The organism is uncultured Amnibacterium sp. (assembly GCF_964245895.1).
Classification (GTDB): domain Bacteria; phylum Actinomycetota; class Actinomycetes; order Actinomycetales; family Microbacteriaceae; genus Amnibacterium.
On the sequence record NZ_CAXTOQ010000002.1, the window covers coordinates 1 to 25,168 of the forward strand.

Here is a 25,168-nt window from a genome sequence, read left to right on the forward strand (position 1 = left end):
CAGGGCGAGGTTGTGGAACTCGCCACTCATCGCGTCGGTCAGTACGGCCGAGCGCGGGGCGTGGGCGTCGAGCAGGCCGCGCAGCACCGGCTGCTCGGCGGCCAGGGTGCGCCATGCGTCGGTTACCTCGGTCTCGATGGAGGGGCCGGCCGGGCCGAACCCGGCGGTGACGACGACGCGACCGGGTGCCGCGTGCACGCCGCGGGCCCTGGCGAGGTACGCGGCCAGGGCCGCCCGCAGCTCCGGCACGCCCCGCGGATCGCCGTAGCCGAACCGGTCGGCCGGCGCGGTCGCCACCGCCGACCGCAGCGCCCTGGCCCACTCGGCGCGCGGGAACGCGGACAGGTCGGGGGAGCCGGAACGGAGGTCGAGCGGCGGCGCGACGGGTGGAGGCGTCGTCCCCGGCGGTGCGTCCGCGGTCGGCGGCCGGTCCGCCACGACGGTCCCAGAGCCGGTCCGGGCGGTCAGCCAGCCCTCGGCGACCAGCTGCGAGTAGGCGTCGGCGACCGTGTTGCGCGCGACGCCGAGGTCCGCCGCGAGCGTACGGGTCGGCGGCAGCCTCGTGCCGCTCGCCAGCCTGCCGGCCGCGACGGCCGTGCGCAGCTGCTCGACGATCCCCGCCCGCACCCGGCCGTGCAGCCGCTCGAGGTGCAGGTCGAGCCCGGAATCGGCCCACTTGATCGCCATGCAAGTGGACCATACCCGTGCGCCATGATCGGCCTAGCGTCGTTCCCATGACCGAGACCGACCCTGAGGTGCTCGCCCGCACCGAGCTCCGATGACCCCGGAGCCGCTGCTCGCCACCCCGCTGCTGCGCCGGTTCGGGATCGCGCAGGTGCTGAGCGCGGTGGGCGACGGCGCCTACCTCTCGACGTCGGCGGTGTTCTTCACCGTCGGCGTCGGCCTGCCCGCGCTGCAGGTCGGGCTCGGCCTCACGGTCGCCTGGTCCGTCGGCTTCCTGCTCGCGGTGCCGCTCGGCGCGCTGACCGACCGCATCGGCATCCGCGCCGCGTGCGGCGCGTTCGCCGCGCTGGTCGCCGCCGCCCTCGCCACCGTGCCGTTCGTCCGCGGGTTCGTGCCGTTCGTCGCGGTGGTCGTCGTCTACGCCGTCGGCCAGACCGCGCTGACCGCGGCGCGGCAGGCGGGCGTCGCTGCCCTGGTGGCTCCGGAGCAGCGGACCGCGGTGCGCGCCTCCCTCCAGGTCGTGCAGAACGTCGGCATCGGTCTGGGGGCGGTGGTCGGCTCCGTCGTCCTGGCGCTGGGGACGCGCCCCGCGTTCACCGTCGCCCTGCTGCTCGATGCGGCGGCGTTCGTGGTCGCCGCCGCGCTCCTGCTGGCCATGCCGGCCGCCGCCCGCCCGCCGGCGCCGAGGCCGGTGGCGCGTTCGGCGCTCGTCCACGACCTCCGGTTCCTCGCCTCGGCCGCGGTGAACGCGGTGCTGCTGCTGTACATGCCGCTGCTCAGCGTCGTGCTGCCGCTGTGGGTGGTGCACGCGACCGCGGCGCCGCCGCTGACCGCCGCGCTCGCCTTCCTGCTGAACACCGCGGGCGTCGTGGTGCTGCAGGGCCGCGTCGCGCGGCGGGTGCGGACGGTCGAGGACGGGGGCCGCGCGGTGCGCGCGGGCGGGCTGCTGCTGCTGCCGGCGGTCGTGCTGATCGGCGGCGCCGCGCTCGTGCCGCAGCCGTGGCTCGCGACGCTGCTCGTGCTCGCGGGGGTCGCCGTCGAGACGGTCGCGGAGGTGCGGTTCGGCGCCGGCAGCTGGGCGCTCTCGTTCGGGCTCGCGCCGGCCGGGACGGAGGGGCGCTACCAGGCGGCGTGGAACGCGGGCGTGCCGGTCGCGCGAGCGGTCGGCCCGCTGCTGCTCACCGGCGCGGTGCTCGGGGCCGGGCCGGTCGGCTGGCTGGGCCTCGGGCTCGCGTTCGCGGCGGCAGGCCTCGCGATGCCCGCCGTCGCCTCCCGCCCTACCCGCCCCTGACGCTTCGTCGTTCAGGCTCGTTTCGCGACGCGCCGCGCTGCAGACGCTGTCGGGCGGCGCGCCGGCGGATCCGGCCTGACCGATGAGGCTCAGAGCAGGCGGCGCGGGGCCCCGTGTCGCCAGGAGGCGTCGACCAGCTCGCCGACCTCCACCCAGTCCGCGTCGTCCAGGTCCAGGCCGAGCCAGCCCTTCGGCCCGAGGTAGGCGGGCACGAAGAAGCGCGGGTCCTGCACGCGGGCCGGCCGCTCGTCGTCGTCGACGTGCACGACCAGCGCGTGCGGGTGCATGACCTTGTCAGGCCCCTTCGTGCCGCTGCCGTACACGGCGAACGCGGTGCCGCCCGCGTGGGAGAACCAGGGCCGGCCGTGGCTCACGCGCTCCTCCGCCTCGGGCATCGCGAGCGCGACCCCGCGCAGCCGGGCGAGCAGCGGGTCGTCGGCCTCGAACATGATCGGATGCGCCATCCCGGGATGCTCGCGGATCCGGACGGATCGCGCGACACCCCGCGCATCCGACTCCGGAGGCGGCGTGTCGCGCGCGCGGTCCGGATCCGCGACAGGAATCCGGATCCGCGAGGAAGGGGGAGAGGGAGGCCGAGCGTTCGCCCCCGGTTCGGCGGCCTCGGGGGCGCCCTCACTAGGGTTGGAGGCGGCCGCGAAGCCGCGCGGCCGCCGTCCGAGCCGAGGAGCACCATGGCCGCCATCGACACCATCGACGCCCGAGAGATCCTGGACTCGCGGGGCAACCCGACCGTCGAGGTCGAGGTCCTGCTCGAGGACGGCGTGGTCGCCCGCGCGGCGGTGCCGTCCGGTGCCTCCACCGGCGCGTTCGAGGCGTACGAGCTGCGCGACGGCGACAAGAACCGCTACGGCGGCAAGGGCGTGCAGAAGGCCGTGGAGGTGGTCATCGACGAGCTCGGCCCGGCCGTCGAGGGCATCGACGCCGCCGACCAGCGCATCGTCGACGCCACGCTGATCGCCACCGACGGCTCGGACAACAAGGCCAACCTCGGCGCGAACGCGATCCTCGGCGTCAGCCTCGCCGTCGCCAAGGCCGCCGCCGCCTCCGCGGAGCTGCCGCTGTTCCGCTACCTCGGCGGCCCGAACGCCCACGTGCTGCCGGTGCCGATGATGAACGTCATCAACGGCGGCTCGCACGCTGACTCGAACGTCGACATCCAGGAGTTCATGATCCTGCCGGTCGGCGCGGAGACCTTCCGCGACGCCCTCAGGTGGGGGGCCGAGACCTACCACGTGCTCAAGAGCCTGCTGTCGAGCAAGGGCCTCTCCACCGGGCTCGGCGACGAGGGCGGCTTCGCGCCGAACCTCGGCAGCAACCGGGAGGCGCTCGACCTGCTCGTCGAGGCGATCGGCAAGGCCGGCTTCACTCCCGGCAAGGACATCGCGCTCGCGCTCGACGTCGCCTCCACCGAGTTCTTCGAGGGCGGCTCCTACACGTTCGAGGGGCAGCAGAAGTCCGCCGCGGACATGTCCGCGTACTACGCCGACCTCGTCGCGAGCTACCCGCTCGTCTCCATCGAGGACCCGCTGGCGGAGGACGACTGGGAGGGCTGGGCGACGCTCACCGCCGAGATCGGCGACAAGGTGCAGATCGTCGGCGACGACCTGTTCGTCACCAACCCGGAGCGCCTCGCCAAGGGCCTCGCGCTGAAGACGGCGAACTCGATCCTGGTCAAGGTGAACCAGATCGGCACGCTCACCGAGACCCTCGACGCGGTCGCGCTCGCGCAGCGCAGCGGCTACACGGCGATCCTCTCCCACCGCTCCGGCGAGACCGAGGACACCACCATCGCCGACCTCGCGGTCGCCGTGGACAGCGGCCTGATCAAGACCGGCGCGCCCGCCAGGAGCGAGCGGGTCGCCAAATACAATCAGCTGCTCCGGATCGAGGAGGAGCTCGGCGAGGCCGCGGTGTACCCGGGTCTCGCGGCGTTCCCCCGCTTCACGGGCTGAGCCTCCCGTCCCGGAGGGGCGGAAGGACCAGGTGCGATGAGCGGACCCGCGGACGGCGCGCGAGCGGCGACGCCGCGCGTGCGCGTGCCCGCGGCGGCGATCGCGGCGCTGGTGCTGCTCGTGCTCGGCGTGCTGTCCCTGGCGCCCGCGGTGAGCACCTACCTGACGCAGCAGCGGGCGATCGCGGACGCGGAGGCGCGCATCGCCGACCAGCGGTCCGACCTGGCGCAGCTGGCCGAGCAGCGCGCCCGCTGGTCCGACCCCGCCTACGTGCGGGCGCAGGCCGGCAGCCGGCTCTACTACGTGACCCCCGGCACCACCGCGTACCGGGTCATCCACGCGAGCGCGACGGGGGACTCCGCCGCGGCGACGCCGCCCGCCTCCGCCCGGGCGGACGCGACGCCGTGGACCGACGCCCTGCTGCAGTCGCTCGTCGCGGCGGGCACCACGACCGAGCGGGACCGGTGACCCCCGCGACGCAGGCCGACCTCGAGATCATGTCGCAGCAGCTGGGCCGCCCCGTCCGGGACGTCGTCGGCGTCGCGGCGCGCACGCTCGACGGCACGCCGGCGGTCGTCGCGACCGCGCCGCGGCTCGCGGACGGCACGCCGTTCCCGACCTTCTACTACCTGACCCACCCGACGCTGGTGGCCGCGATCTCGCGGCTGGAGGCGGAGGGGGTCATGCGCGGGTGGACGGCCCTCGTCGAGCCGGGCGGCCCGTACGCGGAGGCGTTCGCCGCCGCGCACGCCGCCTACCTCGCCGATCGCGCGGCGGCCGGCGACGTGCCGGAGCTCGCCGGCGTCAGCGCCGGCGGCATGCCCGTGCGCGTCAAGTGCCTGCACGCGCTCGCCGGCCACGCCCTGGCGGCGGGCCCCGGCGTGAACCCGATCGGCGACCTCGCGCTGGCCGAGGCCGCCGCCGCGGAGGCGCCCGTGCGGGCGCTCGTCGGTCGGTGGCCGGCACCGGCTCCCCGGTAGCATGTGGCGCTGCAGACCGACCGACTCGAAGGGAACCCCCGACTCGTGCCTCGCATCCTGATCGTCGGCGGCGGCTACGCCGGCTTCTACACCGCGTGGAAGCTGGAGAAGTGGCTCCGGGCCGACGAGGCGGAGATCGTCGTCGTCGATCCGCTGTCCTACCTCACCTACCAGCCGTTCCTGCCCGAGGTCGTCGGCGGCTCCGTGGAGTCCCGGCACGCGGTCGTCGACCACCGCAGGCACCTGAAGCGCTCGCGGGTGATCACCGCCAAGGTCACGCGGATCGACCACGCTGCGAAGACCGTGCTGATCGAGCCCGAGGTCGGCGAGCCCTGGACGATGTCCTACGACCAGGTCGTCGTCACGGCCGGCTCCGTGTCCCGCACCTTCCCGATCCCGGGCGTCGCCGACGAGGCGATCGGCCTGAAGACGATCGAGGAGGCGGTCGCGATCCGCGACCGCATCGTCACGAACTTCGAGAAGGCGGCGAACCTGCCAGCCGGCCCCGCCCGCGACCGCCTGCTCACCTTCGTGGTGGTCGGCGGCGGCTTCGCCGGCATCGAGGTCTTCGGCGAGATGCGCTCCCTCGCCTCCGCCCTGCTGGGCCGCTACCCGCAGCTCACCTTCGACGACACGCACTTCCACCTGATCGAGGCGATGAGCCGGATCATGCCCGAGGTCTCGCTCGAGACCTCGCACTGGGTGCTGAAGAACTACGCGCAGCGCGGGGCGGTCGTGCACCTCGACACCCAGCTGAAGGACGCGACGGGCGGCGTGATCCAGCTGTCGACCGGCGAGTCGTTCGAGTCGGACGTCGTCGTGTGGACGGCCGGCGTGATGGCGTCGCCGATGCTGCGGAACACCGACCTGCCGGTGGAGGAGCGCGGCCGGCTCCGCGTGCAGGCCGATCTGCGCGTCGTGACGGCCGAGGGCGACGTCGTGCCGGACGCCTGGGGCGCGGGCGACGTGTCCGCGGTGCCCGACCTGACGGGCAAGGGCGTCGGCGGCTTCTGCGTGCCGAACGCCCAGCACGCCGTGCGGCAGGGCAAGCAGCTGGCGAAGAACATCGCCGCGACCCTCCGCGGCGAGGGCACGAAGGACTACTACCACGAGGGGCTCGGCGCGGTGGCGGGCCTCGGTCTCTACGTCGGCGCGTTCCAGTACAAGAAGCTCGGCATCACCGGGTTCCCCGCGTGGGTGATGCACCGCGGCTACCACGGTCTCGCGATCCCGACGTGGGAGCGCAAGATCCGCGTGATCGTCACCTGGGGCATGAACCTCGTGCTCGGCCGCGACCTGGTGCAGCTGATCGCCCGCGAGCAGCCGCGCGTCGCCTTCGAGACCTTCGCCTCCCGCCCGAAGCCGCCTGCCGCCGTCGTGCCGGAGCCGGTCGCAGAGGCGCCGAAGCGCGCCACCCGCACCCGCGCGAAGAAGATCGAGCCGCAGCTGCCTGGCGCCAAGGGCGTCTCGGGCCCGGTGTACGCGAACCCGGCGCCTGAGCCCGAGCCCGCCAAGCAGTAGGCGCGGCCGACGGCGGCGGATCGCGTGATGGTCCGCCGTCGGCCGCGTCGACGGAGCGCTACGTCGGCACGGTCACGCCCCAGCCGACCCGCATGGGATGGACCCACCGGTAGCCGCAGTCCGCGCACTCGGACTGCCAGCGCGCCGCAGGATCCTTGCTCGACGTCATCGTCGTGGAGAGCCCAGACTCGAAGCCCCCGCATTTCGGGCACCGCATGAGCGGACCGTACGCCAGGAACGGCCTGCAGCGACAGGGGGTGGATCCGCCGGCGGTCCGCGCACGCGGTTCGGAGGCGTCCGGCGGCTCAGTGCAGCGGGCTGATGATGTCCCTGACGCGGTGCAGCAGCGCGAGCAGGCGCTCCTCCTCCACGTCGTCGACCCCGGCCACCAGGTCGTCCAGCTCCGCCCGGATGCCGCCGAACCGGTCGTCGATCAGGGCGCGCGACGAGTCCGTGGTCCGGATCGTGCGGCCTCGGCCGTCGCCCGGGTCGGCGAAGCGCTCCACGTAGCCCGCGCCGCTCAGCCGGTTCACGATCGTGGTCGCCGCGGCGGTCGAGATCGCCAGGTAGTCGGTCAGCTCGCCGACGCGGGCCGGCGCGCCGCGGCGCTCCCGCCGGTCGACGTAGAGCAGCGCCGTGAAGTCGGTGTTGTTCAGGTGCATCTCGGTGCGCACGCGCAGGCGCAGCCGCCGCTCGGCGCGGTCGAGCTCGTCTATCGCGACGAGCAGCGGTCGCGCAGGCCCCGGCTCGAGGTCGATCGGTACGTCCACGCTGGCTCCTCGCGCCGCGCCCGCGGTGTCGGCGGTGCACCGGCAGCCGCTGTCCGATGGTGGCGACGCGTGCGGGAACCGTACGCCCGGCCGTCTGGATCGGAACCGGAGATGGGCTGGGGGAGCGCCGCGAAGACGCGTTCCGCCGGTTGTCAACCCTCCGATCGAGAAACTTCATTTCTGCAACTATCCGTGCCTCGACTGGTACCGTGGCAGCACCGACCAGTGATCACACCGTCGGGATGTGAAGGTGAACCAGCGAGCAGCTGGCGCGAGCATCCCGGTCAGGGTCGGGGACAGAGCAGCTGGGGCGCCGGAAGGTAGACCGCAGCGGGACCGGGGCCACCGTGGCCGAGGCATCAACCCAGTCGCCGATCGACGTGCAGTGGCGGCACCTGTCGAAGTACCTGTGGGTCGCGCGGCGCGACGACCACCCGATCGGGATGATCGAGCAGGGCAGCCACTACGTCGCCACCGACGACGACGGGAACCTCCTCGGACGCTTCTCCGACCTCGCGAGCGCGCAGGCCGCGTTCGATGCGCATCGGCCGGAGGCCGCCGTGGCGGCGGAGGCGGCGCAGCGCCGGCGCGTGTGGCACTACGTCACCGGGGGCGCCGCGCTGCTGGTGGCCGCCGCCGGCACGTCCGCCGCGGTGCTGCTGCACTGAGTCGCCGCCCGCCTCAGCGCACCGCCACCGCCTCCGCGAGCCAGCGCCGCCAGCGATCCCACGGGTCCGCGCCCGCCGCGAGCGTCTCCATGTGCGCGGCGAGCCGCGGGCTCAGCTCGAACCACTCGCTCGAGCCCGCGCGCTCGTCGTCGAACTGGACGTGCCTGCGGTGCTCCACCCGGCGGTCCCCGCGCTCGAAGGCCAGCACCTCCTCGTGCCGGATCGCGGTGAACCGCTGCGGCGGGTTCGCCGTCGTGCCGATCTTCACCCGGTCGGCGAAGCGCAGGTAGTAGACGACGTCGACCCGCGGCACCGGCAGCTCGCCGTCGGGGTGCTCGCCGTGCGGCCACTCGCAGACGGCGCACGTCCAGCCCGAGACGTGCTGCACGCCGAGCCGGGACCCGCACAGCCGGCACGGCGCCGGCATCGGCCCGCTGACGCCGTACCCGACGCCGTGCACCTCCGCGGCGAGCGCCAGGTGGTCGGCGCAGAGCCGCAGCAGCCCGGCGTGCGGGGCCGGCACGTCGCAGCCCGGCACGAGGCACGGATCGGGGAGGGAGGGCGTCATGGGGAGTGCGCGATCGTAGGCGCGCCCCTCCGACATCGCTCCGGCTCGAAGGCTCGGCCCACCCGCGGCGTCTAGCCTCGCTCCCGCTCGACACGACCGCACGAGAGGCCCGGATGACGTTCTCGCTCCCGACCCCGCAGGACATCCCGATCGACTCGGTGCCCGCGCTCCGCTGGGGCGTGATCGGCACCGGCATCGCCGACCGGTTCGTGACGGCGCTGCACGCGCACACCGCGCAGCGCGCCGTCGCGGTGACCGCGAGGGACGTCGCGAAGACGCGGGCGTTCGCGCACCGGCACGGCATCGGGACCGTGCTGCCGTCGGTGGAGGCGCTGGTCGCCTCGCCGGACGTCGACGTCGTCTACGTGTCGACCCCGCACCCCCTGCACCACGACCAGGCGCTCGCCGCGATCGCGGCAGGCAAGCACGTGCTGATCGAGAAGCCGATCGCGATGAGCGCCGACGAGGCGCAGGCGATCGTCGACGCCGGCCGCGCCGCGGGCGTGCTCGTGATGGAGGCGATGTGGACGCGGTACCTGCCGCAGTCCTCGATCCTGCGGCAGGTGATCGCCGACGGCGTGATCGGCGACGTGCGGCTGGTGATCGCGGACTTCGGCTTCGTCGCGCCCGACGACCGGTCGAACCGGCTCTGGGACCCGGCGCTCGGCGGCGGTGCGCTGCTCGACGCGGGCGTCTACCCGATCTCGTTCGCCTCCTCCGTGATCGGCCCGCTGCGGCTGGTGTCCGCCTCCGGCAGCCAGGACGGCGACGTCGACAGCAGTGCGGCGCTCGCGGTGACGGGCCGGGGCGGCGCGGACGGCCTGCTCGCCACCTCCCTGGTCGCCGCCCTGCCGGTGGAGGCGCGCGTCGCCGGGTCGGCCGGGCACGTGCGGATGCTGAGCCCCTTCTTCGGCCCGACCGGCATCGAGGTGACGCTCGGCGGCATCGGCTCGGAGGAGGTCGCGACGTGGCGGGACGGCCGCTTCGACGCCCTGCACGACGGGCTCGGCTACCAGGCGACCGCGTTCGCGTCCTACGTCGCGGAGGGCCGGCTCGAGTCCCCCCTCCACCCGCACGACGAGGTCGTGCAGGTGATGCGCGTGATCGACGACGCGCGCGGCCGCATCGCCGCCTCCTGACGCGGCTCCGCACGATTCGCGGATCCGGATTCCTTGCGCGGATCCGGACGGCTTGCGCGACACGCCGGCGCTGAGCGCGCTCGGACGGCGTGTCGCGTCATCCATCCGGATCCGCGAGAGGGAGGCGAGCGGCGCGACCTGCCACGATCGCTGCATGGGCGACGAGCGCGAGCGCGCCGCCGTGGTGCGGCAGGGCCTCTCGGTCGCGGTGGCGACCGGGCTGTACGGCATCAGCTTCGGCGCGCTCGGGGTGGCGAGCGGCCTCACCGTGCTGCAGACCTGCGCCCTGTCGCTGCTGCTGTTCAGCGGCGGGTCCCAGTTCGCGCTGATCGGCATCCTCGGCGGCGGAGGGACGGTCGGCGCCGCCGTCGCCGCCGCGTCGCTGCTCGCGGTTCGGAACGCGCTGTACGGCCTGCAGCTCGGGCCGACGATGCTGCCGAAGGGCTGGCGGCGGTTCGCGATCGCGCAGCTGACCATCGACGAGTCGACGGCCGTCGCGGTGGCGCAGGCGACGCCGCCGCTGCGCCGCCTCGGCTTCTGGGTGACCGGGATCGGCATCTACGCCGGCTGGAACGTGATGACGCTCGTCGGCGCGCTCGCGGGCGACGCGCTCGGCGACCCGAAGCGGTTCGGGCTCGACGCGGCCGCCTCCGCCGCGTTCGTCGCGCTGCTCTGGCCCCGGCTCACGGCGCGGGAGCCGGTCGCGATCGCGATCGCCGGCGCGGTCGTGACCCTCGCGCTGATCCCGGTGCTGCCGCAGGGGCTGCCGGTGCTGGCCGCCGCAGTCGTCGGCTCGGTGATCGCCTGGTTCTGGCCCGGGCGTCGTCCCACGCAGCCGGAGGCGGCGGGTTGAGCACGTGGGTCGCGGTGCTGGTCGCCTCCGCGGTCGCCTACGCGCTGAAGCTCGCGGGCTACGTGGTGCCGCCGAGGGTGCTGGGGAACCCGCGGGCGACCACGGTGACGACGATGCTGCCGGCCGCTCTGCTCGCCTCGCTCGTCGTGCTGCAGACGTTCTCGACCGGCACCCACCTGGTGCTCGACGCCCGCGCGGCCGGCCTGGTCGTCGCGATCCTCGCGCTGCTGCTCCGCGCCCCCTTCATCGTGGTCGTCGTGCTGGCGGCCGTGACCGCGGCGCTGCTGCGCCTGGCCGGGTGGCACTGACCGGCGCGAGCGCTACTCGGAGGGCGGCTGCCAGAGTTCGACGCGGTTGCCCTCGCCGTCGACGCACCAGCCGAAGACGCCGTACTCGCTGCGCTCGACCCGCTGGTCGACCTCGACCCCGTCGGCCCGCAGCTGCGCGAGCAGGCCGTCGAGGTCCGCGACGCGGAAGCTCAGCATCACCGGCTGCGTCGCCGCGCCGAGCGCCGCGGTGTCCTGCGGGAACGCCGTCCACAGCTGGTAGCCGGGCGTCCCGAGCGGCAGCATCGCACCGAAGCCGCCGTTGCCGAAGTCCTGCACGTCCAGCCCGAGGTGGTCGCGGTACCACCCGCCGAGCGCCTCCGGATCCCGCACCCGGAGGAAGACGCCGCCCAGTCCCAGCACCGCGTGCCTACCCGCATCGGTCACGGTCGCCACGCTACGACCCGCGGGGTCCCGTTCGCGAAGCGCAGGTGACCTCGGCCGTCGATCGAACTACCGTCCAGGCATGACGGCAGCTGCGGTGGCCCTGCTGCTCGGCGTCGCCGGCCTGGTCGGGGTCGCGATCGCCCTGCCGGTGCTGCTGCTGCGGGCCAGGCGGATCGCGAACGACCGGCTGCGGCTGCCCGCGTCGGCGCTCGTCCCGCCGCTGGTGCTCGGGGTCGTGCTCGTCGCCTCGGTGGCCGCGATCGTCGGCGTCGTCGTGCTCCAGTAGGCGGCCGCTCGGGAGGAACGAGGACTTGTCACCGGATGCCCTTCCCCGATCGCAAGGAGGGCGTGTCGTGGCAAGTCCTCGTTCGGGAGCGCACGCCACGCCGCGTCTGCACCACTACTGGGGCGGTGGCGGAGGCTCGCGCAGCGGCGATCGCCACCTACGGTGCTTCGCGTGGGGGAGCCGACCGTGCGCGCGCGCAGCCGCAGGAGGCCCGGGATCGCGTCCGCGGTCGCCCTCGCGCTCGTCGTCGCCGGGTTCGCGGGGACGAGCGTGCGGCCCGAGCCGGCGCTCGCCGCCGGCGCGCTCGACGCGTTCGACCCGGCGGACATCATCGACGACGCGGTGATGTTCGATCCGTCGACCATGACCGCGCCCGCGATCCAGGCGTTCCTCGACGCGAAGCAGCCGACGTGCGCGACCGGTGCGACCTGCCTGAGGTCCGTCACGGTCGACGTGCCCGCGCTCGCCGCGAACCCGATGTGCGCCGCGGTGCCGGCGGCGCTCGCGCAGTCGGTCGCCCAGGTCATCGCGACGGCGGCCGCCGCCTGCCGCGTGAACCCGCGGGTGATCCTCGTGATGCTGCAGAAGGAGCAGACGCTCGTCACCGGCCGCAAGCCGGGCGGCAGCGAGACGGTCGCCTCCGTCTACCGCAAGGCGACCGGGCTCGGCTGCCCGGACACCGCGGCCTGCGACCCGGCCAAGTACGGCCTGTTCAACCAGCTGTACGGCGTCGCGTACTGGCTCGTGCGCTACACGAACCCGGTCGGCACAGGTCCCGGTACCCCCTACCCGTCGGTCTACAGCTGGTTCCCGGTCGGCCGGGCGAACGCGGTGCTCTACAACCCGAGCGCCGCGTGCGGAGCGGGGACGATCACGATCCAGAACAAGGCCACCGCGAGCCTGTACTACTACACGCCCTACCAGCCGAACGCGGCGGCGCTCGCGGCGGGCTGGGGCATCGGCGACGCCTGCTCCGCCTACGGCAACCGCAACTTCTTCCTCTGGTTCACGAGCTGGTTCGGGTCGCCGCGCGTCGCCGCCGCGGATCCGCTCGCAGCGGCCGCGGCGTCGATCACGTCGGCGTGGACCTCGGCCGGAGGCTCGGCCGGCGTCTTCGGCGACCCGACCGGCTCCGTCACCGCGGTCGCCTCCGGCGCGACGCAGACCTTCGCCGGCGGCGCGCTGTACACCTCCGCCCGCGGCACCGTCGGCCTGCAGGGCGCGGCGCTGCAGAAGTACACGGCCACCGGCGGCCCGACCGGCGTGCTGGGCTGGCCGACCGGAGGCGCGACGGCGCCGGTCGTCGGCGGCCCGCTGAACCAGCCGTTCGAGCACGGCGTCATCGTCTCGACCTCGGGCGGCGCCTGGGTCGTAGGTGGCGCGATGCTCGCCGCGTGGTCGAAGGCCGGAGGCGGGGCGAGCGCGCTGTCCTGGCCGATCGCCGACGCGGTCGTGAGCACCGGCGGCACCCAGCAGGCCTTCTCCGGCGGACGGCTCGTGATCACCCCGACGGCGTCGACCACGGTACGTGCGCCCGTCCTCGCCCGGTGGCTGCAGCAGGGCGCGGAGGCGGGCGCGCTCGGCTGGCCGACGGGTGCGGTCACCACGGTGAAGGCGAAGGGGGTCACGCTCACGTCGCAGGCGTTCCAGCAGGGCGTCGTCGTGACGACGGCGACGGGCGTGTTCGCCGTGACCGGCGCGACGTGGCGGAACTGGACGGCGCACCAGGGCGCGGCGGGCCCGCTCGGCCTGCCGCGCGCGTCGCAGACCACCTCGACGGTGAACGGCGGCGGGACCGCGCAGCGGTTCACCGGCGGCACGATCTACTCCTCGGTCGCCGGCGGCACGCACGCGCTCACCGGCACGGTGCTCAGCAGGTTCAACCGGCAGGGCGGCACCGCGGGGCCGCTCGGCTGGCCGGGCGCGACGACGCGGGTGACCGCGGGCCGCGGCGGCTCCGTCGTCGCGTTCACGAACGGCGCGATCTACGCCTCCAAGGCGGGCACGGCAGCGGTCGTCGCGCCGATCCTGAAGCGGTACCTCGCGAAGGGCGGCCCCGGCGGTGCGCTGGGCTGGCCGACCGCCTCCGCGACCACCGCGAAGGGCATCACGACGCAGCCCTTCGAGCGCGGCCGGATCACCGCGAAGACGAGGTAGCCCGCGCGGACCGTCCGAACCGCACACTTGCCACTTTCGGCACCCTCTGCGGCGTGTCGCGTGCGGAAAGTGGCAAGTCCGCGGGTGGGGCGGCACTTGGAGCCGGGCCCGCCGCGCCGTAGCGTGCGGGGATGCTTCCGCTGATCCGGTCCTGCGTGGAGGGGACCGTGGTCTGCAACGACACCGGTCAGGGCGTGTGGGCGGCGACCGATCTCGTCATCGGGATGGTCCTCGGCGTCGTGGTCGCGGCGGCGGTCGTCATCGGGCTGCTGGTGCTGGCGCTGCGGAGCACCGCCCGCACCGCGGAGCGACACCGCCGGCAGGCGGCGGAGCGGCGCTGACGACAGCGCCCGGCTCGTCCTGCGAGGCGGGGGCCGACCTGAACGGCTGCGCAGCACGGGTCGCGCAGGATTGCAGGGTCCGCCGAGCACGAGGGAGCAGCCATGTCGAGACGCCTGGACCGCTGGCGAGGCCGGCTCGAGGCCGACCAGCCCGAGGTCGTGGTGTGCCGCGGCGGCGACTGCGGCAGCCGCCGCACGCACCCGCGCGTCGACCACGCCGGGCAGCTGGCGCGGCTCCGGGAGGCGCTCGACGGGCAGCACGCCACGGTCGTGGCCAGCCGGTGCCTCGACGCGTGCGACCGCTCGAACGTCGTGGTCGTCTCGCCCGGTCGGCAGGGGCGCGAGGCCGGTATCGAGCCGGTGTGGTTCGGGGAGGTGCTCGACGAGGCGGCGACGGAGGCGGTCGTCGACTGGGTCGCCTCCGGGGACGCTCGCACCGAGCCGCCCCCGCTCCTCGGCGGCCACCGCTTCGACGCCGACCGCCGCAGCCGCCGCGACCTGTCCACCCGGCGGGCGATCCCGGGGAGGCGCGCGCGGGAGCGGCCGACGATCGGATGATGGAGTCCCGGCAGTCCGACGGCAGGAGCGACGTGGCCAGCGCGAGCGACCTTCTCGACCTCGACAGCGAGTTCAGCGGCGCGGAGCTCGCGGTGCGCGGCTCGGTGCGCGAGCTCGTCGACCGGCGCGTGCGGCCCCACATCGCCGGCTGGTTCGAGCAGGCCCGCTTCCCGGTCGAGCTGATCCCGGAGCTGGCCGCGCTCGGCCTGCTCGGCATGCACCTCTCCGGGTACGGCTGCGCGGGCCGCTCCGCCGTCGAGTACGGGCTCGCGATGCAGGAGCTGGAGGCCGGCGACTCCGGCATCCGCACCTTCGTGTCCGTGCAGGGCTCCCTCGCGATGACGGCGATCTCGCGGTTCGGCTCCGAGCAGCAGAAGGCGGACTGGCTGCCGCGGATGGCCGGCGGGGAGGCGATCGGCTGCTTCGGCCTCACCGAGCCGACCGCCGGGTCCGACCCGTCCAGCATGCTGACGACCGCCCGGCTGCAGGCGGGGGAGTGGGTGCTCGACGGATCGAAGCGCTGGATCGGCCTCGCCTCGATCGCGGATGTCGCGGTGATCTGGGCTCGGACGGAGGAGGGGATCCGCGGGTTCCTCGTGCCGACCGCGACGCCCGGGTTCCGCGCGGTGCCGATCCCGCAGAAGCTGTCGATGCGCGCCTCCATCCAGTGCGACGTCACCCTCTCCGGCGTCCGGCTGCCCGAGAGCGCGGCGCTGCCCCAGGCGATCGGGCTGCGAGCCGCGTTCGCCTGCCTGAACGAGGCCCGGTACGGGATCGCGTGGGGGGCCGTGGGCGCCGCCCGCGACAGCTTCGACCAGGCGCTCGCGGTCGCGCTGCGCCGCACGCAGTTCGGCCGCCCGATCGCGGGCTTCCAGCTGACGCAGCAGAAGCTGGTCGACATGGCCCTGGGCATCCAGAAGGCGCACCTGGTCGCGCTCCGGATCGGGCGGCTCAAGGACGCGGGTCGGCTCGAGCCGCACATGATCTCGTTCGCGAAGCTCGACAACACCCGCGTGGCGATCGAGGTCGCGCGGACCGCGCGCACGGTGCTCGGCGGCGACGGGGTCACGCTCGAGCACTCGCCGCTGCGGCACGCGAGCAACCTGGAGTCGGTGCGCACCTACGAAGGCACGGACGAGGTGCACACCCTGGTCCTCGGCGAGCGGATCACGGGCCTGCAGGCGTTCCGCTGATCCTCCGAGCGCCCGATCGTGCGGGTTGTTTGCGGGAGGGACGGCTGGTCCCCGCCGCGCAGCCCGGCCTACAGTGCGTCCGCCCTGATCAGCAGTCGGAATCGAAGGACCCACGATGCTCGGTCGCCACTCGGACACCGCCCGTCTCCGCCGGATCGGCGCCGCCCTGCTCGCCGTCGCGACCACCGCCCTGCTGGCTGCCGTGCTCCCGCTCGTCACGGCATCGTCGGCGGAGGCGGCCGGCAAGGGCACCACGTCGGTGACCCTGAAGTCGATCACGGACGCCTCGACGACCGGGTCGTTCACGCTGGCGGGCGACGACCTCACGCTGCGAGGCACCACCTCCGGCAACCTGGTCGGCATGACGCTGCACCTGCAGGTCCACCGCGGGTCCCGGTGGATCCCCGTCGCCGCGGCCGCCACGGTGTCGCCGTCGAGCACGTTCGTGCTCGTCGCCCGGGCGGCCGGCGTCGGCAGGCAGGTCTACCGCGTCGGCTTCGCCGGCTCCGCGACGCTGAAGCCGTCGGCCGGCACGCGCGCCGTCACCGTGTGGCGGTGGTTCCCGCTCGTCGACCAGCCGATCGCGTCGAAGGTCGCACCCGCCGGATCGACCGCCCCGCACCCGTCGGACGCGCTGACCGTGGCGGGCACCGGCTACCCGCGGGTGCTCGCCGGATCGAGCACGCGCACCGCGACGACCAGCAGCGACTTCGCGCTCGGCGAGCGCTGCGCCGCCTTCAGCGCGACCGTCGGGCTCGCCGACCGCAGCGCCTCCGACACGACCGCCACCTTCACCGTCGTGCTCGACGGGGCGACAGCGGCGCGGCGGGCGGATCTCGCGGTCGGCGCGACCGCGGCCTTCGGCATCGCGCTCACCGGCAACTCCCGGATCCGGCTGGAGCAGACCGCCGTCGTGCCCGACCCGGACGGCTCGCGGCAGGCCGTGCCGGCGTGGCCGCTGGCCAAGGTGCTCTGCTCCGCGAAGCCCTGACGCGTCCCGGAACGATCCGATACCGCCCGGATCGGGCCGGTCGTCCCAGCGGGTCGCGGCCGATCGCGAGCTCCGGCGACCGAGGAGTGAACCGCGCTCCTCAGACCCAGTGCGGCTGGGCGAACAGGCCCTGCGGGTCGGCGCGCTGCGCGATCGCCCGCAGCCGCGGGGTGTTCGCGCCGAAGTACGCCGACGGATCGGGGATCGCGGCGTCGCAGTAGTTCGCGTACGCGGCCGTGCCCCACGCCGGCGCCATCGCCGCGCGGAACCCCCGCACGTACGCGTCGAACGGGGCCGGGTCCGCGCCATCCGCGAAGGTCGCCGTGTACTGCGCCGTCCACAGCGCCGACCGCCAGGGGAACGCGGTGGCCGAGGCGCCCACCGCCGCGACGGCGCCGCCCAGCGCGTCGAGCGCGACCCCGCCCTCGGTCAGGCCGGCGACGGACTGCGCCCGCTCCACCTGGCCGACCAGCGTCGCGATCTCGGCGGCGGAGAGGCGCCGCGACCCGATCGACGAGGTCGCCGCCTCCGACACCCGCTGGCCGCCGCCCGCGTACCGGCGCATCGCGTCGCCGTAGGTCGTCGCCGTCGCGGTGTGCGCCAGCGGCGTCGCCCCGGTGGCGCGCACGAACCCGTCGACGGAGGCGTCGGCGCCGGCCTTCGGCCCGGTCCACGCCCCGATGACCGCGACGCGGGGCCCGGAGGGGTGCAGGGAGCCGCCGAGCAGCTTCAGCGAGGACCACAGCCGCCGGTCCGCGACGGGCGCCCACCGCTGCCACGCGTCGACGACCCGCGCGGCGGCGGACCACGGCAGCACCACCTCGAACATCAGGACGTCGGGTGCCGGCTGGGTGCGGAAGGTCAGCGAGGTGACGACGCCGAGCGTGCCGCCGCCGCCGCCGCGGCAGGCCCAGAGCAGATCGGGCTCGACGCGGTCCGACACCTCGTGCACGCGCCCGTCCGCGGTGACCAGGGTCGCGCCGGTCAGCTGGTCGCAGGTCAGCCCGAACGACCGGACCAGCACGCCGAGGCCGCCGCCGAGGGTCAGCCCGCCGATGCCGACGGTCGCGCACGAGCCGGCGCCGATCGCCCGCCCGGCGGCGGCCAGGCGCCCGTACACGTCGAGCAGCCGCGCGCCGGGGCCGATCGTGACGGTCGCGCCGTCGGCCGACAGGGTCACCGAGTCGAGGCCCGCGGTGCTGAGCACCAGCGACCGCGGCACGGCCGTGCCCGGAGCGCCGCCGGCCGACCAGCCGGTGTACGAGTGCCCGCCGGCCCGCAGCGCGACGGGCGTGCGGGAGGCGCGGGCGAACGCGAGCCCCGCGATCACGTCGTCCGTCCCCGCGACGCGGAGGATCCCGAGCGGGTCGGCGCCGTCGAACCGCGGGTTGCGCAGCACCCGCGCGGCGTCCCAGCCGGGCGACCCGGGCCGCAGCAGCCGGCCGGTCGTCGCCGCCGCGAGCGACTCCCACGACTCGGGTCCCGCGGACGCCGACGCGGAGGGGGAGGTGGGGGACGGCGCCGGCCGCCGGGCGTCCGTGCAGGCCGCGAGCAGCCCGGCGACCCCGAGACCCGCGCCACCCACGAGGAGGGCGCGACGGGTCGCATCGTGCTCCGCGCGCATCGCGCCCCCTTCCACGCAGCCACCCGACGCTACGCCGAGGCGGCCGCGGCGCGGGCGGCCCCTGGCGCGACCCGCGGCGTGTCCCTACGGTGGCCCTGCCCGGTCCGCTCGACCGGACGGGAGGGGGCGGCGGACGATGGCCGGTCGCATCACGATCACGCCGGTGCAGGTCGCCGAGCTGCTCGTCGAGGACGGCCGCATGCCGGTCCTGGTCCACCTCATCGACCACCCGGACGGCCGGGTGCTGGTCGACACCGGCATGACCGAGACGCATCCCGCGGTCGCGGACATGGACCCGCTCCTCACGCCGCTCGACGCGCAGGACCTCGACCTGGCGACCATCGACCTCGTCGTGAACACCCACCTCCACTTCGACCACTGCGGGGGCAACCACCTGTTCGCCGGCCGGCCGGTCCACGTGCAGCGGCAGGAGCTGGACGACGCGCTGCACCTCGCCGACTACACGATCCGGGAGTGGGTGGAGGCGCCCGGCGTGCGGTACGTGCCCGTGGACGGCGAGCTCGAGCTGCTGCCCGGCGTCCGGCTGCTGCCCGCGCCGGGCCACACCCGCGGCTCGCAGGTCGTCGTCGTGCAGCAGGAGGGGCGGACGAGCGTGATCGCCGGGGACACCGCGGTCACGTTCGGCGACCTGGACGAGCCGCGGACCGAGGGGCAGCGGCTGATCCGCGCGCTCGACCCCGACGAGGTGTGGCTGGCCCACGCCCGCGACCCGTGGCGGCCGGTGAGCAGGCGGGAGGAGTAGAAGGGGTCCTGTGACCACGACGCACGGGTGGCAGCGGCTCGGGGAGTCGGTGTCGACCCACCTGCAGGCCGCGGGCGTGCGGCTCGCCTCCGGAGCGGGCGGCGCGGCGCGCGGCGGCCCGGCGGCGCAGCAGTGGCGGGACGTCGTGCCGCCGCAGGTGCGCGCGCTCGCCGTCGACTACGCCGCCCGGCGCGAGCAGCCCGTGCAGCCGCTCGCCCCGATCGACGCGGTGGTCACCGACGGCCTGCTCATCGCGCACGTCGCGATCAGGATGACGCTGAAGAACCGCATCCTCGTCGCAGCCCTGCGGGACCACCTCGACTTCGACCGGACCGGGTTCGAGCGCCTCGCGCGGGAGGAGCTGCTCGCGCTCGCCGCCGAGAACGAGCGCACCGCGCTCCGCCTCGAGCCGATCGTCGCCGCCCTGCCGGCGGACGACCGCCTCCCCGTCCGCGAGCAGCTGGCGCGGGAGGAGCAGGGGCGCCGGCCCGACGTGCACCGCGGGCTCGCGGCCGCGCTGCGCGCCGCGGCCGACGACGCCGGGCTGCTCGTCGCCCTCGTGCGGCAGGCGCAGGAGGACGCGGCGGAGGAGTACGGCCGCGCGGTGGCCGCGACGGTCGCGGCGGATCCGGGTCGGGACCCGGACTACGCGGCGCGGCGGGAGCAGCGCCTCCGCGCCTTCGTGCGGAAGGACCTCCGCGCCCTGCTGCGCGACCCGGACACCGGGCCGCGCCCGCAGCGCGACCGCTGGGCGTCCACCCGGACCCGCTGACGCCGGGTCGCCCGGTCCCCGCGGAACCGCGTCGCCCCGTCCCCGCGTCGCCGACGGAGCAACAGGACGTCACACGGTGCGGACCCGACCGTTGGATCGTTCAGGCTGGAGGGATGCGCAAGACCCCACTCGTCGCCCTGCTCGCCGCGACCGCCCTGACCCTGACCGCGTGCAGCGGCGGCGGATCGGCCACGAAGCAGAGCGGCGGCACCCTGACCATCCTGACGCCGGCCAGCACCGTGGGCCTCGACCCCGCCTCCAGCCAGAACCTCGCGACGACCACCCTCAGCCTGCTCGACCGCCGCCTCACCACCTGGGACGTGCAGAAGGGGCAGGACGCGAAGGTCGTGCCCGACCTCGCGACCACGACGGGGGAGGCGAGCGACGGCGGCAGGACCTGGACCTACACGCTGAAGGACGGCCTGAAGTTCTCCGACGGCAGCGCGATCACGAGCGCGGCGATCAAGTACGGGATCGAGCGCTCCTTCAGCGACCAGCTGCAGGGCGGCCTCAGCTACCACAAGACGCTGCTCGAAGGCGGCGACGCCTACCAGGGGCCGTTCGACGGCAAGCAGCTCGGGTCGATCGAGACCCCGGACGCGAAGACGATCGTCTTCCACCTGAACAAGGCCTTCGGCGACTGGCCGTGGATCGCGTCCATGCCGGCCTTCTCGCCGGTGAAGGAGTCGAACGGCAACCCCGTCGCGTACGCGAAGGCGCCGATCACCTCCGGCCCGTACAAGGTCGACTCGATCAAGGACGGCACCGCGATCACGCTGTCGCGCAACCCGCACTGGTCGAGGAGGACCGACTCGGTGCGCACCGCGGCGGCGGACGAGGTCGTGATCCAGGAGAGCCAGAACCAGACGACGACCGTGCAGAACCTGGTGAACGGCACCGGCGCATACGCGACCGCGTTCGGCGCGCAGTACCTCGGTGCCTCGGACCTCGCGGCGGTGAACGGGAACCCGGCCGCCAAGGCCCGGGTCGCGACGTCGAACGCGGGCCCGATCCAGTACCTCGCGATCAACACGCAGCGCGGCGACCTCAAGCGGCTGAAGGTGCGGCAGGCGCTCGAGTACGCGGTCGACAAGAGGTCGTACCTCGTCGCCTCGGGCGGCGCGCAGGCCGGCACCTCCGCCTCCACCCTGATCACGCCGGGCATCGCCGGACGCCAGGACTACGACCTGTACGCGGCGCCGGAGACCGGCGACGTCGCGAAGGCGAAGGGCCTGCTGTCCGACGCCGGGGTGTCCGCGCTGAAGCTGACGCTGCTCACCCAGAACGACGCCGCCTCCCTCGCCCAGGCGCAGGCCGTCCAGCAGGGGCTGCAGCGCGCCGGCATCGCCGTCACCCTGAAGACCGAGGACGCCGACGCCTTCTACACGGACGTCGCCGCGAGCGACCCGACGTTCGACCTCGCGCTGATGAGCTGGCAGCCGGACTTCCCGTCCGCGAACTCGAACATCTCGCCGCTGTTCGACTCGAGCCAGATCGGGAACGGCAACTACAACGTGTCGCAGTACCGGAACGCCGACGTCGACGCCGCGATCGCCGCCGCGCAGGCGGAGGTGGACCAGACGAAGGCGCAGGCCGCCTGGGCCGCCGTCGACAGGCGGATCATGGCCGACGCCCCGGTCGTGCCCCTGATCTACGCGAAGCAGTCGTTCCTGCGCGGCTCGGGGATCGGGAACTTCTTCATCCCGTCGTTCCCGGCGTACCCGGACTACATGACGCTCACCATCACGAGGTGACGGCCGCCGCGGAGGACACCACGGTCCTCGCGGTCCGCGACCTCGTCGTGGGGTTCGGGGAAGAGGCCGGCCGGGTCGTCGACTCGGTCGGCTTCGACCTGCGCGCGGGCCGGGTGCTCGCGCTCGTGGGGGAGTCCGGCTCGGGCAAGAGCCTCACCGCGATGAGCGTGCTCGGGCTGCAGCCCGCCACCGCCACCCTGTCGGGCAGCATCCGGCTGCAGGGCGAGGAGCTGCTCGGGGCCCCGCCGGCGACCCTCCGGTCCGTGCGCGGCGCGCGCATCGGCACGGTGTTCCAGGAGCCGATGAGCGCGTTCGACCCGGTCTACCGGATCGGCGACCAGATCGCGGAGGCGATCCGCGCGCACGCGCGGGGGCGCGGGCCCGCGGTGCGGCAGCGGGTGCGCTCGCTGCTGACCTCCGTCGGTCTGCCCGACCCGGAGCGGATCGCCGGGTCCTTCCCGCACCAGCTCTCGGGCGGCCAGCTGCAGCGCGCGATGATCGCGACCGCGCTCGCGAACGACCCCGTCGCGCTGATCGCCGACGAGCCGACGACCGCCCTGGACGTGACCGTGCAGGCGGGCATCCTCGACCTCCTCCGGTCGCTCGCGGCGGACAGGGGCACGGCGATCCTGCTCATCACCCACGACATGGGCGTCGTCGCCGACCTGGCCGACGACGTGCTCGTGCTGCGCGCCGGCGAGGCCGTGGAGGCGGGCACCGCGCGATCCGTGCTGCGGGACCCGCAGCACCCGTACACCCGCGAGCTGCTCGCCTCCGTGCCGTCGCTCGGCGCGACGGGCGTCGTGACGACCGAGCCGGTCGCGACGGCCGAGCCCGTCGCGGTGCTCGACCGGGCGGTCGTGTCCTACCGGCGGCGGGGGAGGGCCCTCGCCGCGCTGGACGGCGTCGACCTTCGGATCGGCGCAGGCGAGGTCGTCGGCCTGGTCGGGGAGTCCGGCTCCGGCAAGTCGACCGCCGGCCGGGCGCTGGTCGGGCTCGTCCCCCTGTCCGCGGGCAGCGCGACCGTCGCGGGCGTCGACCTGCGCCGCGCCGGGCGGCGCGCCCGGCGGGCCGTACGCGCCCGGATCGGGTCCGTCTTCCAGGACCCGGCGTCGTCCCTGAACCCGCGGGCGACCGTCGGCTGGAGCATCGCGGAGCCGCTGCAGCTGCACACCGACCGGTCCGCGCAGTCGCGCGCGGAGCGGGTGGCCGAGCTGCTGGAGGCCGTCCGCCTCCCTGCCGGCTTCGCGGACCGCTACCCGCACGAGCTGTCCGGCGGGCAGCGCCAGCGGGTCGCCATCGCCCGGGCGCTGGCGCTCAACCCCGACCTGCTCATCGCCGACGAGCCGACGAGCGCGCTCGACGTGTCGGTGCAGGCGGCCGTGCTCGATCTGCTGGCGGACCTGCAGTCCCGGCTCGGCTTCGCGTGCCTGCTGATCAGCCACGACCTCGCCGTCGTACGGCGGCTGGCCGGCACGGTCGTGGTGCTGCGCGACGGCCGGGTCGTCGAGCAGGGACCGACCGACCGCGTCCTGACCGACCCGGCCGACCCGTACACGCGGCGGCTGCTCGCCGCCGTGCCGGTGCCGGACCCGGACGCGCAGGCGGTGCGCCGCGAGCAGCGGCTGCTGCTGGAGGCGCGGCGATGAACGCCTGGCAGCACCTCCGCCGCGACCCGTGGGCGCTGGCCGGGGCGATCGTGATCGTGCTCTTCGTCGTCGGCGCCGTGCTCGCGCCGGCGATCACCGCGATCAACGGCCAGGACCCCTACCGATACCACGTGTCGGCGCTCGACGACTCGGGGGCGCCGCGCGGCCCGGGCGGCGGCATCTCGTGGCAGCACTGGTTCGGCGTCGAGCCGCTGTCGGGCCGCGACCTGTTCGCCATCGTGCTGTTCGGCGCCCGCACCTCGATCCTCGTCGGGGTCGGCGCCTCCGTCGCCTCCGTGCTCGTCGGCGTCGCCGTCGGCCTGGTCGCCGGCTACTTCGGCGGCTGGGTCGACCGCGTCGTCAGCCGGGTGATCGACGTGATGCTCGGCTTCCCGAGCCTCGTCTTCATGATCTCGCTGACCGCGATCGTCGCCGCGAGCTTCCCGAAGCCGCTGCTGATCGTGCTGATCATCGGGTTCTTCGGCTGGCCCGCCGTCGCCCGCGTGATCCGCGGGCAGGTGCTGTCGCTGCGCTCGCGCACCTTCGTCACGGCGGCGGAGGCGATGGGCGCGCCGGCCGGGCACGTGCTGCTGCGCCTGCTGCTGCCGAACGTCGGCGCGACGATCATCGTCTACGCGACGATCCTGATCCCCGCCTCGATCGGCACGGAGGCGGCGCTGTCGTTCCTGGGGGTCGGGGTGCCGCCGCCCACGCCCTCGTGGGGCCGCTCGATCGGCGACGCGGTCGCCTGGTTCGGGGTCGATCCCGCCTACCTCGTGTTCCCGGGCGGCGCGCTGTTCCTGCTGACCCTCGCGTTCAACACGTTCGGCGACGGCCTCCGCGACGCGCTGGACCCGAGGGTCTCGCGCGGCCGCAGGAGCGCGGCGACTCCGGGAACGGACGAGCGGGCGGTGGCCGGCCGATGAACGTCCTGCGGTTCCTCGCCGCCCGGCTGGGCGGCATCGTCCTCGTGCTGCTCGTCGTCGCCGTGGTGACGTTCCTGATCTTCACGGTGCTGCCGGCGGACCCGGCCCGCCTGTCGTGCGGCAAGCCCTGCACGCCCGAGAACTACGCGGCGGCGCAGCGCTACCTCGGGCTGGACCAGCCCTGGTGGGGGCAGCTGTGGAACTACCTCGCCGGCATCGTCACGGGCCGCCGCTTCGGGTCGGGTACCGGCGTCGTCGACTGCCCGGCGCCGTGCTTCGGCTACTCCTTCCAGCTGAGCACGCCCGTCACCGAGTTGATCGTCACGCGCCTCCCCGTGACCGCGTCGATCGCGGTCGGCGCCGCGCTGCTCTGGTTCGTCGCCGGCGTCGCGGCAGGCACGGTCGCCGCGGTCCGCCGCGGGCGCGCGCTGGACCGCACGATCATGACCGTCGCGATCGCCGGCGTCTCCGCCCCCGCCTACCTCGTCGGCCTGCTCGCGATCCTGCTGTTCGGCTTCACGCTCGGCTGGCTGCCGACCGGCGGGTACGAGCCGCTGACCGAGGACCCGGCCGGCTGGGCCCTGCACCTGCTGCTGCCGTGGTGCGCGCTCGCGTTCATCAGCGCCGCGGTGTACGCGCGGCTGACCCGGGCGGAGGTGATCGACCAGCTGGGTCAGGACCACATCCGCACGGCTCGCGCGATCGGCCTCAGCGAGCCGGCGGTGGTGATCCGGCACGGGCTGCGGAACGCGCTGATCCCGGTCGTCACCGTGTTCGGGCTCGACCTCGGCACGCTGCTGGGCGGCGCGGTCATCACCGAGAAGGTGTTCTCGATGCAGGGGCTCGGCTCGCTGCTGATCACCGCCGTCGGCACCACCGACCTGCAGACGGTCGTCGGCGTGACCCTGTTCGCCGCGTTCCTGATCACCGTCGCGAACTTCGTGGTCGACGTCGTCTACGGGCTGATCGACCCGCGCGTCGCGGTCGGGTAGCG

Annotated in this window: 27 protein-coding genes; 21 read left to right on the forward strand and 6 right to left on the reverse strand. The window is 74.7% G+C overall.

The window, feature by feature from the left end; all coding sequences use genetic code 11:
• Positions 1-687: aminotransferase class I/II-fold pyridoxal phosphate-dependent enzyme (locus ACFE60_RS00540; protein WP_375386876.1), on the reverse strand; the 687-nt coding region annotated here is incomplete at its 3' end.
• A 91-nt stretch (positions 688-778) separates the two neighbouring features.
• Between ACFE60_RS00540 and ACFE60_RS00545 the strand changes: the two genes are divergently transcribed.
• Positions 779-1,975, forward strand: coding sequence for an MFS transporter (locus tag ACFE60_RS00545; RefSeq protein ID WP_375386877.1), 1,197 nt, complete (start codon positions 779-781; stop codon positions 1,973-1,975).
• 89 nt (positions 1,976-2,064) lie between these two features.
• Here the strand turns inward: ACFE60_RS00545 and ACFE60_RS00550 are convergent, their stop codons facing one another.
• Positions 2,065-2,439 carry an MmcQ/YjbR family DNA-binding protein gene (locus tag ACFE60_RS00550; RefSeq protein WP_375386878.1) on the reverse strand — a complete coding sequence of 125 codons (375 nt, stop codon included), beginning with the start codon at positions 2,437-2,439 and terminating at the stop codon, positions 2,065-2,067.
• A gap of 228 nt (positions 2,440-2,667) precedes the next feature.
• Between ACFE60_RS00550 and eno the strand changes: the two genes are divergently transcribed.
• The 4 genes from eno to ACFE60_RS00570 are packed head-to-tail and all read left to right on the forward strand — an operon-like array spanning position 2,668 to position 6,449.
• Positions 2,668-3,948 carry a phosphopyruvate hydratase gene (gene eno, locus ACFE60_RS00555; protein WP_375386879.1) on the forward strand — a complete coding sequence of 427 codons (1,281 nt, stop codon included), beginning with the start codon at positions 2,668-2,670 and terminating at the stop codon, positions 3,946-3,948.
• Positions 3,949-3,984: 36 nt separating this feature from the next.
• Positions 3,985-4,416, forward strand: coding sequence for a septum formation initiator family protein (locus tag ACFE60_RS00560; protein ID WP_375386880.1), 432 nt, complete (start codon positions 3,985-3,987; stop codon positions 4,414-4,416).
• A gap of 29 nt (positions 4,417-4,445) precedes the next feature.
• Complete coding sequence (locus ACFE60_RS00565) at positions 4,446-4,928, forward strand: DUF501 domain-containing protein (RefSeq protein WP_375386954.1); 483 nt, start codon at positions 4,446-4,448, stop codon at positions 4,926-4,928.
• A 45-nt stretch (positions 4,929-4,973) separates the two neighbouring features.
• Positions 4,974-6,449, forward strand: coding sequence for an NAD(P)/FAD-dependent oxidoreductase (locus ACFE60_RS00570; RefSeq protein ID WP_375386881.1), 1,476 nt, complete (start codon positions 4,974-4,976; stop codon positions 6,447-6,449).
• A gap of 305 nt (positions 6,450-6,754) precedes the next feature.
• On the opposite strand, the gene ACFE60_RS00575 is transcribed toward ACFE60_RS00570, so the two are convergent.
• Positions 6,755-7,219 (reverse strand): MarR family winged helix-turn-helix transcriptional regulator, encoded by a 465-nt coding sequence (locus tag ACFE60_RS00575; RefSeq protein ID WP_375386882.1) that lies wholly within the window; start codon positions 7,217-7,219, stop codon positions 6,755-6,757.
• 347 nt (positions 7,220-7,566) lie between these two features.
• On the opposite strand from ACFE60_RS00575, the gene ACFE60_RS00580 reads away from it, so the two are divergent.
• Positions 7,567-7,887, forward strand: coding sequence for a hypothetical protein (locus ACFE60_RS00580; RefSeq protein ID WP_375386883.1), 321 nt, complete (start codon positions 7,567-7,569; stop codon positions 7,885-7,887).
• 13 nt (positions 7,888-7,900) lie between these two features.
• Here the strand turns inward: ACFE60_RS00580 and ACFE60_RS00585 are convergent, their stop codons facing one another.
• The gene (locus ACFE60_RS00585; protein ID WP_375386884.1) at positions 7,901-8,455 is read right to left on the reverse strand and encodes a GIY-YIG nuclease family protein; all 555 of its coding nucleotides are present in this window, start codon (positions 8,453-8,455) and stop codon (positions 7,901-7,903) included.
• 113 nt (positions 8,456-8,568) lie between these two features.
• Here ACFE60_RS00585 and ACFE60_RS00590 point away from each other — a divergent pair, with 113 nt between their 5' ends.
• The 3 genes from ACFE60_RS00590 to ACFE60_RS00600 all read left to right on the forward strand — a co-directional run bounded on the left by ACFE60_RS00590 (position 8,569) and on the right by ACFE60_RS00600 (position 10,755).
• A complete protein-coding gene (locus tag ACFE60_RS00590) occupies positions 8,569-9,594 on the forward strand; it encodes a Gfo/Idh/MocA family protein (protein ID WP_375386885.1) in 1,026 nt (341 codons plus the stop codon).
• Positions 9,595-9,748: 154 nt separating this feature from the next.
• Positions 9,749-10,447 carry an AzlC family ABC transporter permease gene (locus tag ACFE60_RS00595; RefSeq protein ID WP_375386886.1) on the forward strand — a complete coding sequence of 233 codons (699 nt, stop codon included), beginning with the start codon at positions 9,749-9,751 and terminating at the stop codon, positions 10,445-10,447.
• Positions 10,444-10,755, forward strand: coding sequence for an AzlD domain-containing protein (locus tag ACFE60_RS00600; protein WP_375386887.1), 312 nt, complete (start codon positions 10,444-10,446; stop codon positions 10,753-10,755). The genes ACFE60_RS00595 and ACFE60_RS00600 overlap by 4 nt, the downstream gene beginning before the upstream one ends.
• Before the next feature lie 12 nt (positions 10,756-10,767).
• Here ACFE60_RS00600 and ACFE60_RS00605 read toward each other — a convergent pair whose 3' ends face one another.
• Positions 10,768-11,160, reverse strand: coding sequence for a VOC family protein (locus tag ACFE60_RS00605; protein ID WP_375386888.1), 393 nt, complete (start codon positions 11,158-11,160; stop codon positions 10,768-10,770).
• Positions 11,161-11,239: 79 nt separating this feature from the next.
• Between ACFE60_RS00605 and ACFE60_RS00610 the strand changes: the two genes are divergently transcribed.
• From ACFE60_RS00610 to ACFE60_RS00635, 6 genes are all read left to right on the forward strand, one after another.
• Positions 11,240-11,446, forward strand: coding sequence for a hypothetical protein (locus tag ACFE60_RS00610; RefSeq protein ID WP_375386889.1), 207 nt, complete (start codon positions 11,240-11,242; stop codon positions 11,444-11,446).
• 171 nt (positions 11,447-11,617) lie between these two features.
• Positions 11,618-13,603 (forward strand): LGFP repeat-containing protein, encoded by a 1,986-nt coding sequence (locus ACFE60_RS00615; RefSeq protein WP_375386890.1) that lies wholly within the window; start codon positions 11,618-11,620, stop codon positions 13,601-13,603.
• Positions 13,604-13,734: 131 nt separating this feature from the next.
• Complete coding sequence (locus tag ACFE60_RS00620; RefSeq protein ID WP_375386891.1) at positions 13,735-13,944, forward strand: hypothetical protein; 210 nt, start codon at positions 13,735-13,737, stop codon at positions 13,942-13,944.
• A gap of 102 nt (positions 13,945-14,046) precedes the next feature.
• Complete coding sequence (locus ACFE60_RS00625) at positions 14,047-14,502, forward strand: (2Fe-2S) ferredoxin domain-containing protein (RefSeq protein ID WP_375386892.1); 456 nt, start codon at positions 14,047-14,049, stop codon at positions 14,500-14,502.
• Positions 14,502-15,695: an acyl-CoA dehydrogenase family protein gene (locus ACFE60_RS00630; RefSeq protein ID WP_375386893.1), complete on the forward strand. Its 1,194-nt coding sequence runs from the start codon at positions 14,502-14,504 to the stop codon at positions 15,693-15,695. Before ACFE60_RS00625 ends, ACFE60_RS00630 begins: the two co-directional genes overlap by 1 nt.
• Positions 15,696-15,810: 115 nt before the next feature.
• Positions 15,811-16,686, forward strand: a complete 876-nt coding sequence (locus ACFE60_RS00635; RefSeq protein WP_375386894.1) for an NPCBM/NEW2 domain-containing protein — start codon at positions 15,811-15,813, stop codon at positions 16,684-16,686.
• 100 nt (positions 16,687-16,786) lie between these two features.
• Here the strand turns inward: ACFE60_RS00635 and ACFE60_RS00640 are convergent, their stop codons facing one another.
• Complete coding sequence (locus tag ACFE60_RS00640) at positions 16,787-18,310, reverse strand: FAD-binding oxidoreductase (RefSeq protein ID WP_375386895.1); 1,524 nt, start codon at positions 18,308-18,310, stop codon at positions 16,787-16,789.
• 136 nt (positions 18,311-18,446) lie between these two features.
• Here ACFE60_RS00640 and ACFE60_RS00645 point away from each other — a divergent pair, with 136 nt between their 5' ends.
• The 6 genes from ACFE60_RS00645 to ACFE60_RS00670 all read left to right on the forward strand — a co-directional run bounded on the left by ACFE60_RS00645 (position 18,447) and on the right by ACFE60_RS00670 (position 25,166).
• Complete coding sequence (locus ACFE60_RS00645) at positions 18,447-19,073, forward strand: MBL fold metallo-hydrolase (protein WP_375386896.1); 627 nt, start codon at positions 18,447-18,449, stop codon at positions 19,071-19,073.
• Positions 19,074-19,083: 10 nt separating this feature from the next.
• Entirely contained in the window at positions 19,084-19,845 is a 762-nt protein-coding gene (locus tag ACFE60_RS00650; RefSeq protein ID WP_375386897.1) for a hypothetical protein, read from the forward strand.
• Positions 19,846-19,958: 113 nt separating this feature from the next.
• The gene (locus ACFE60_RS00655; protein WP_375386898.1) at positions 19,959-21,599 is read left to right on the forward strand and encodes an ABC transporter substrate-binding protein; all 1,641 of its coding nucleotides are present in this window, start codon (positions 19,959-19,961) and stop codon (positions 21,597-21,599) included.
• Positions 21,596-23,248: a dipeptide ABC transporter ATP-binding protein gene (locus ACFE60_RS00660; protein ID WP_375386899.1), complete on the forward strand. Its 1,653-nt coding sequence runs from the start codon at positions 21,596-21,598 to the stop codon at positions 23,246-23,248. The genes ACFE60_RS00655 and ACFE60_RS00660 overlap by 4 nt, the downstream gene beginning before the upstream one ends.
• A complete protein-coding gene (locus tag ACFE60_RS00665; protein WP_375386900.1) occupies positions 23,245-24,174 on the forward strand; it encodes an ABC transporter permease in 930 nt (309 codons plus the stop codon). The genes ACFE60_RS00660 and ACFE60_RS00665 overlap by 4 nt, the downstream gene beginning before the upstream one ends.
• Positions 24,171-25,166 (forward strand): ABC transporter permease, encoded by a 996-nt coding sequence (locus ACFE60_RS00670; protein ID WP_375386901.1) that lies wholly within the window; start codon positions 24,171-24,173, stop codon positions 25,164-25,166. Before ACFE60_RS00665 ends, ACFE60_RS00670 begins: the two co-directional genes overlap by 4 nt.
• The last annotated feature ends 2 nt before the right edge of the window (positions 25,167-25,168 follow it).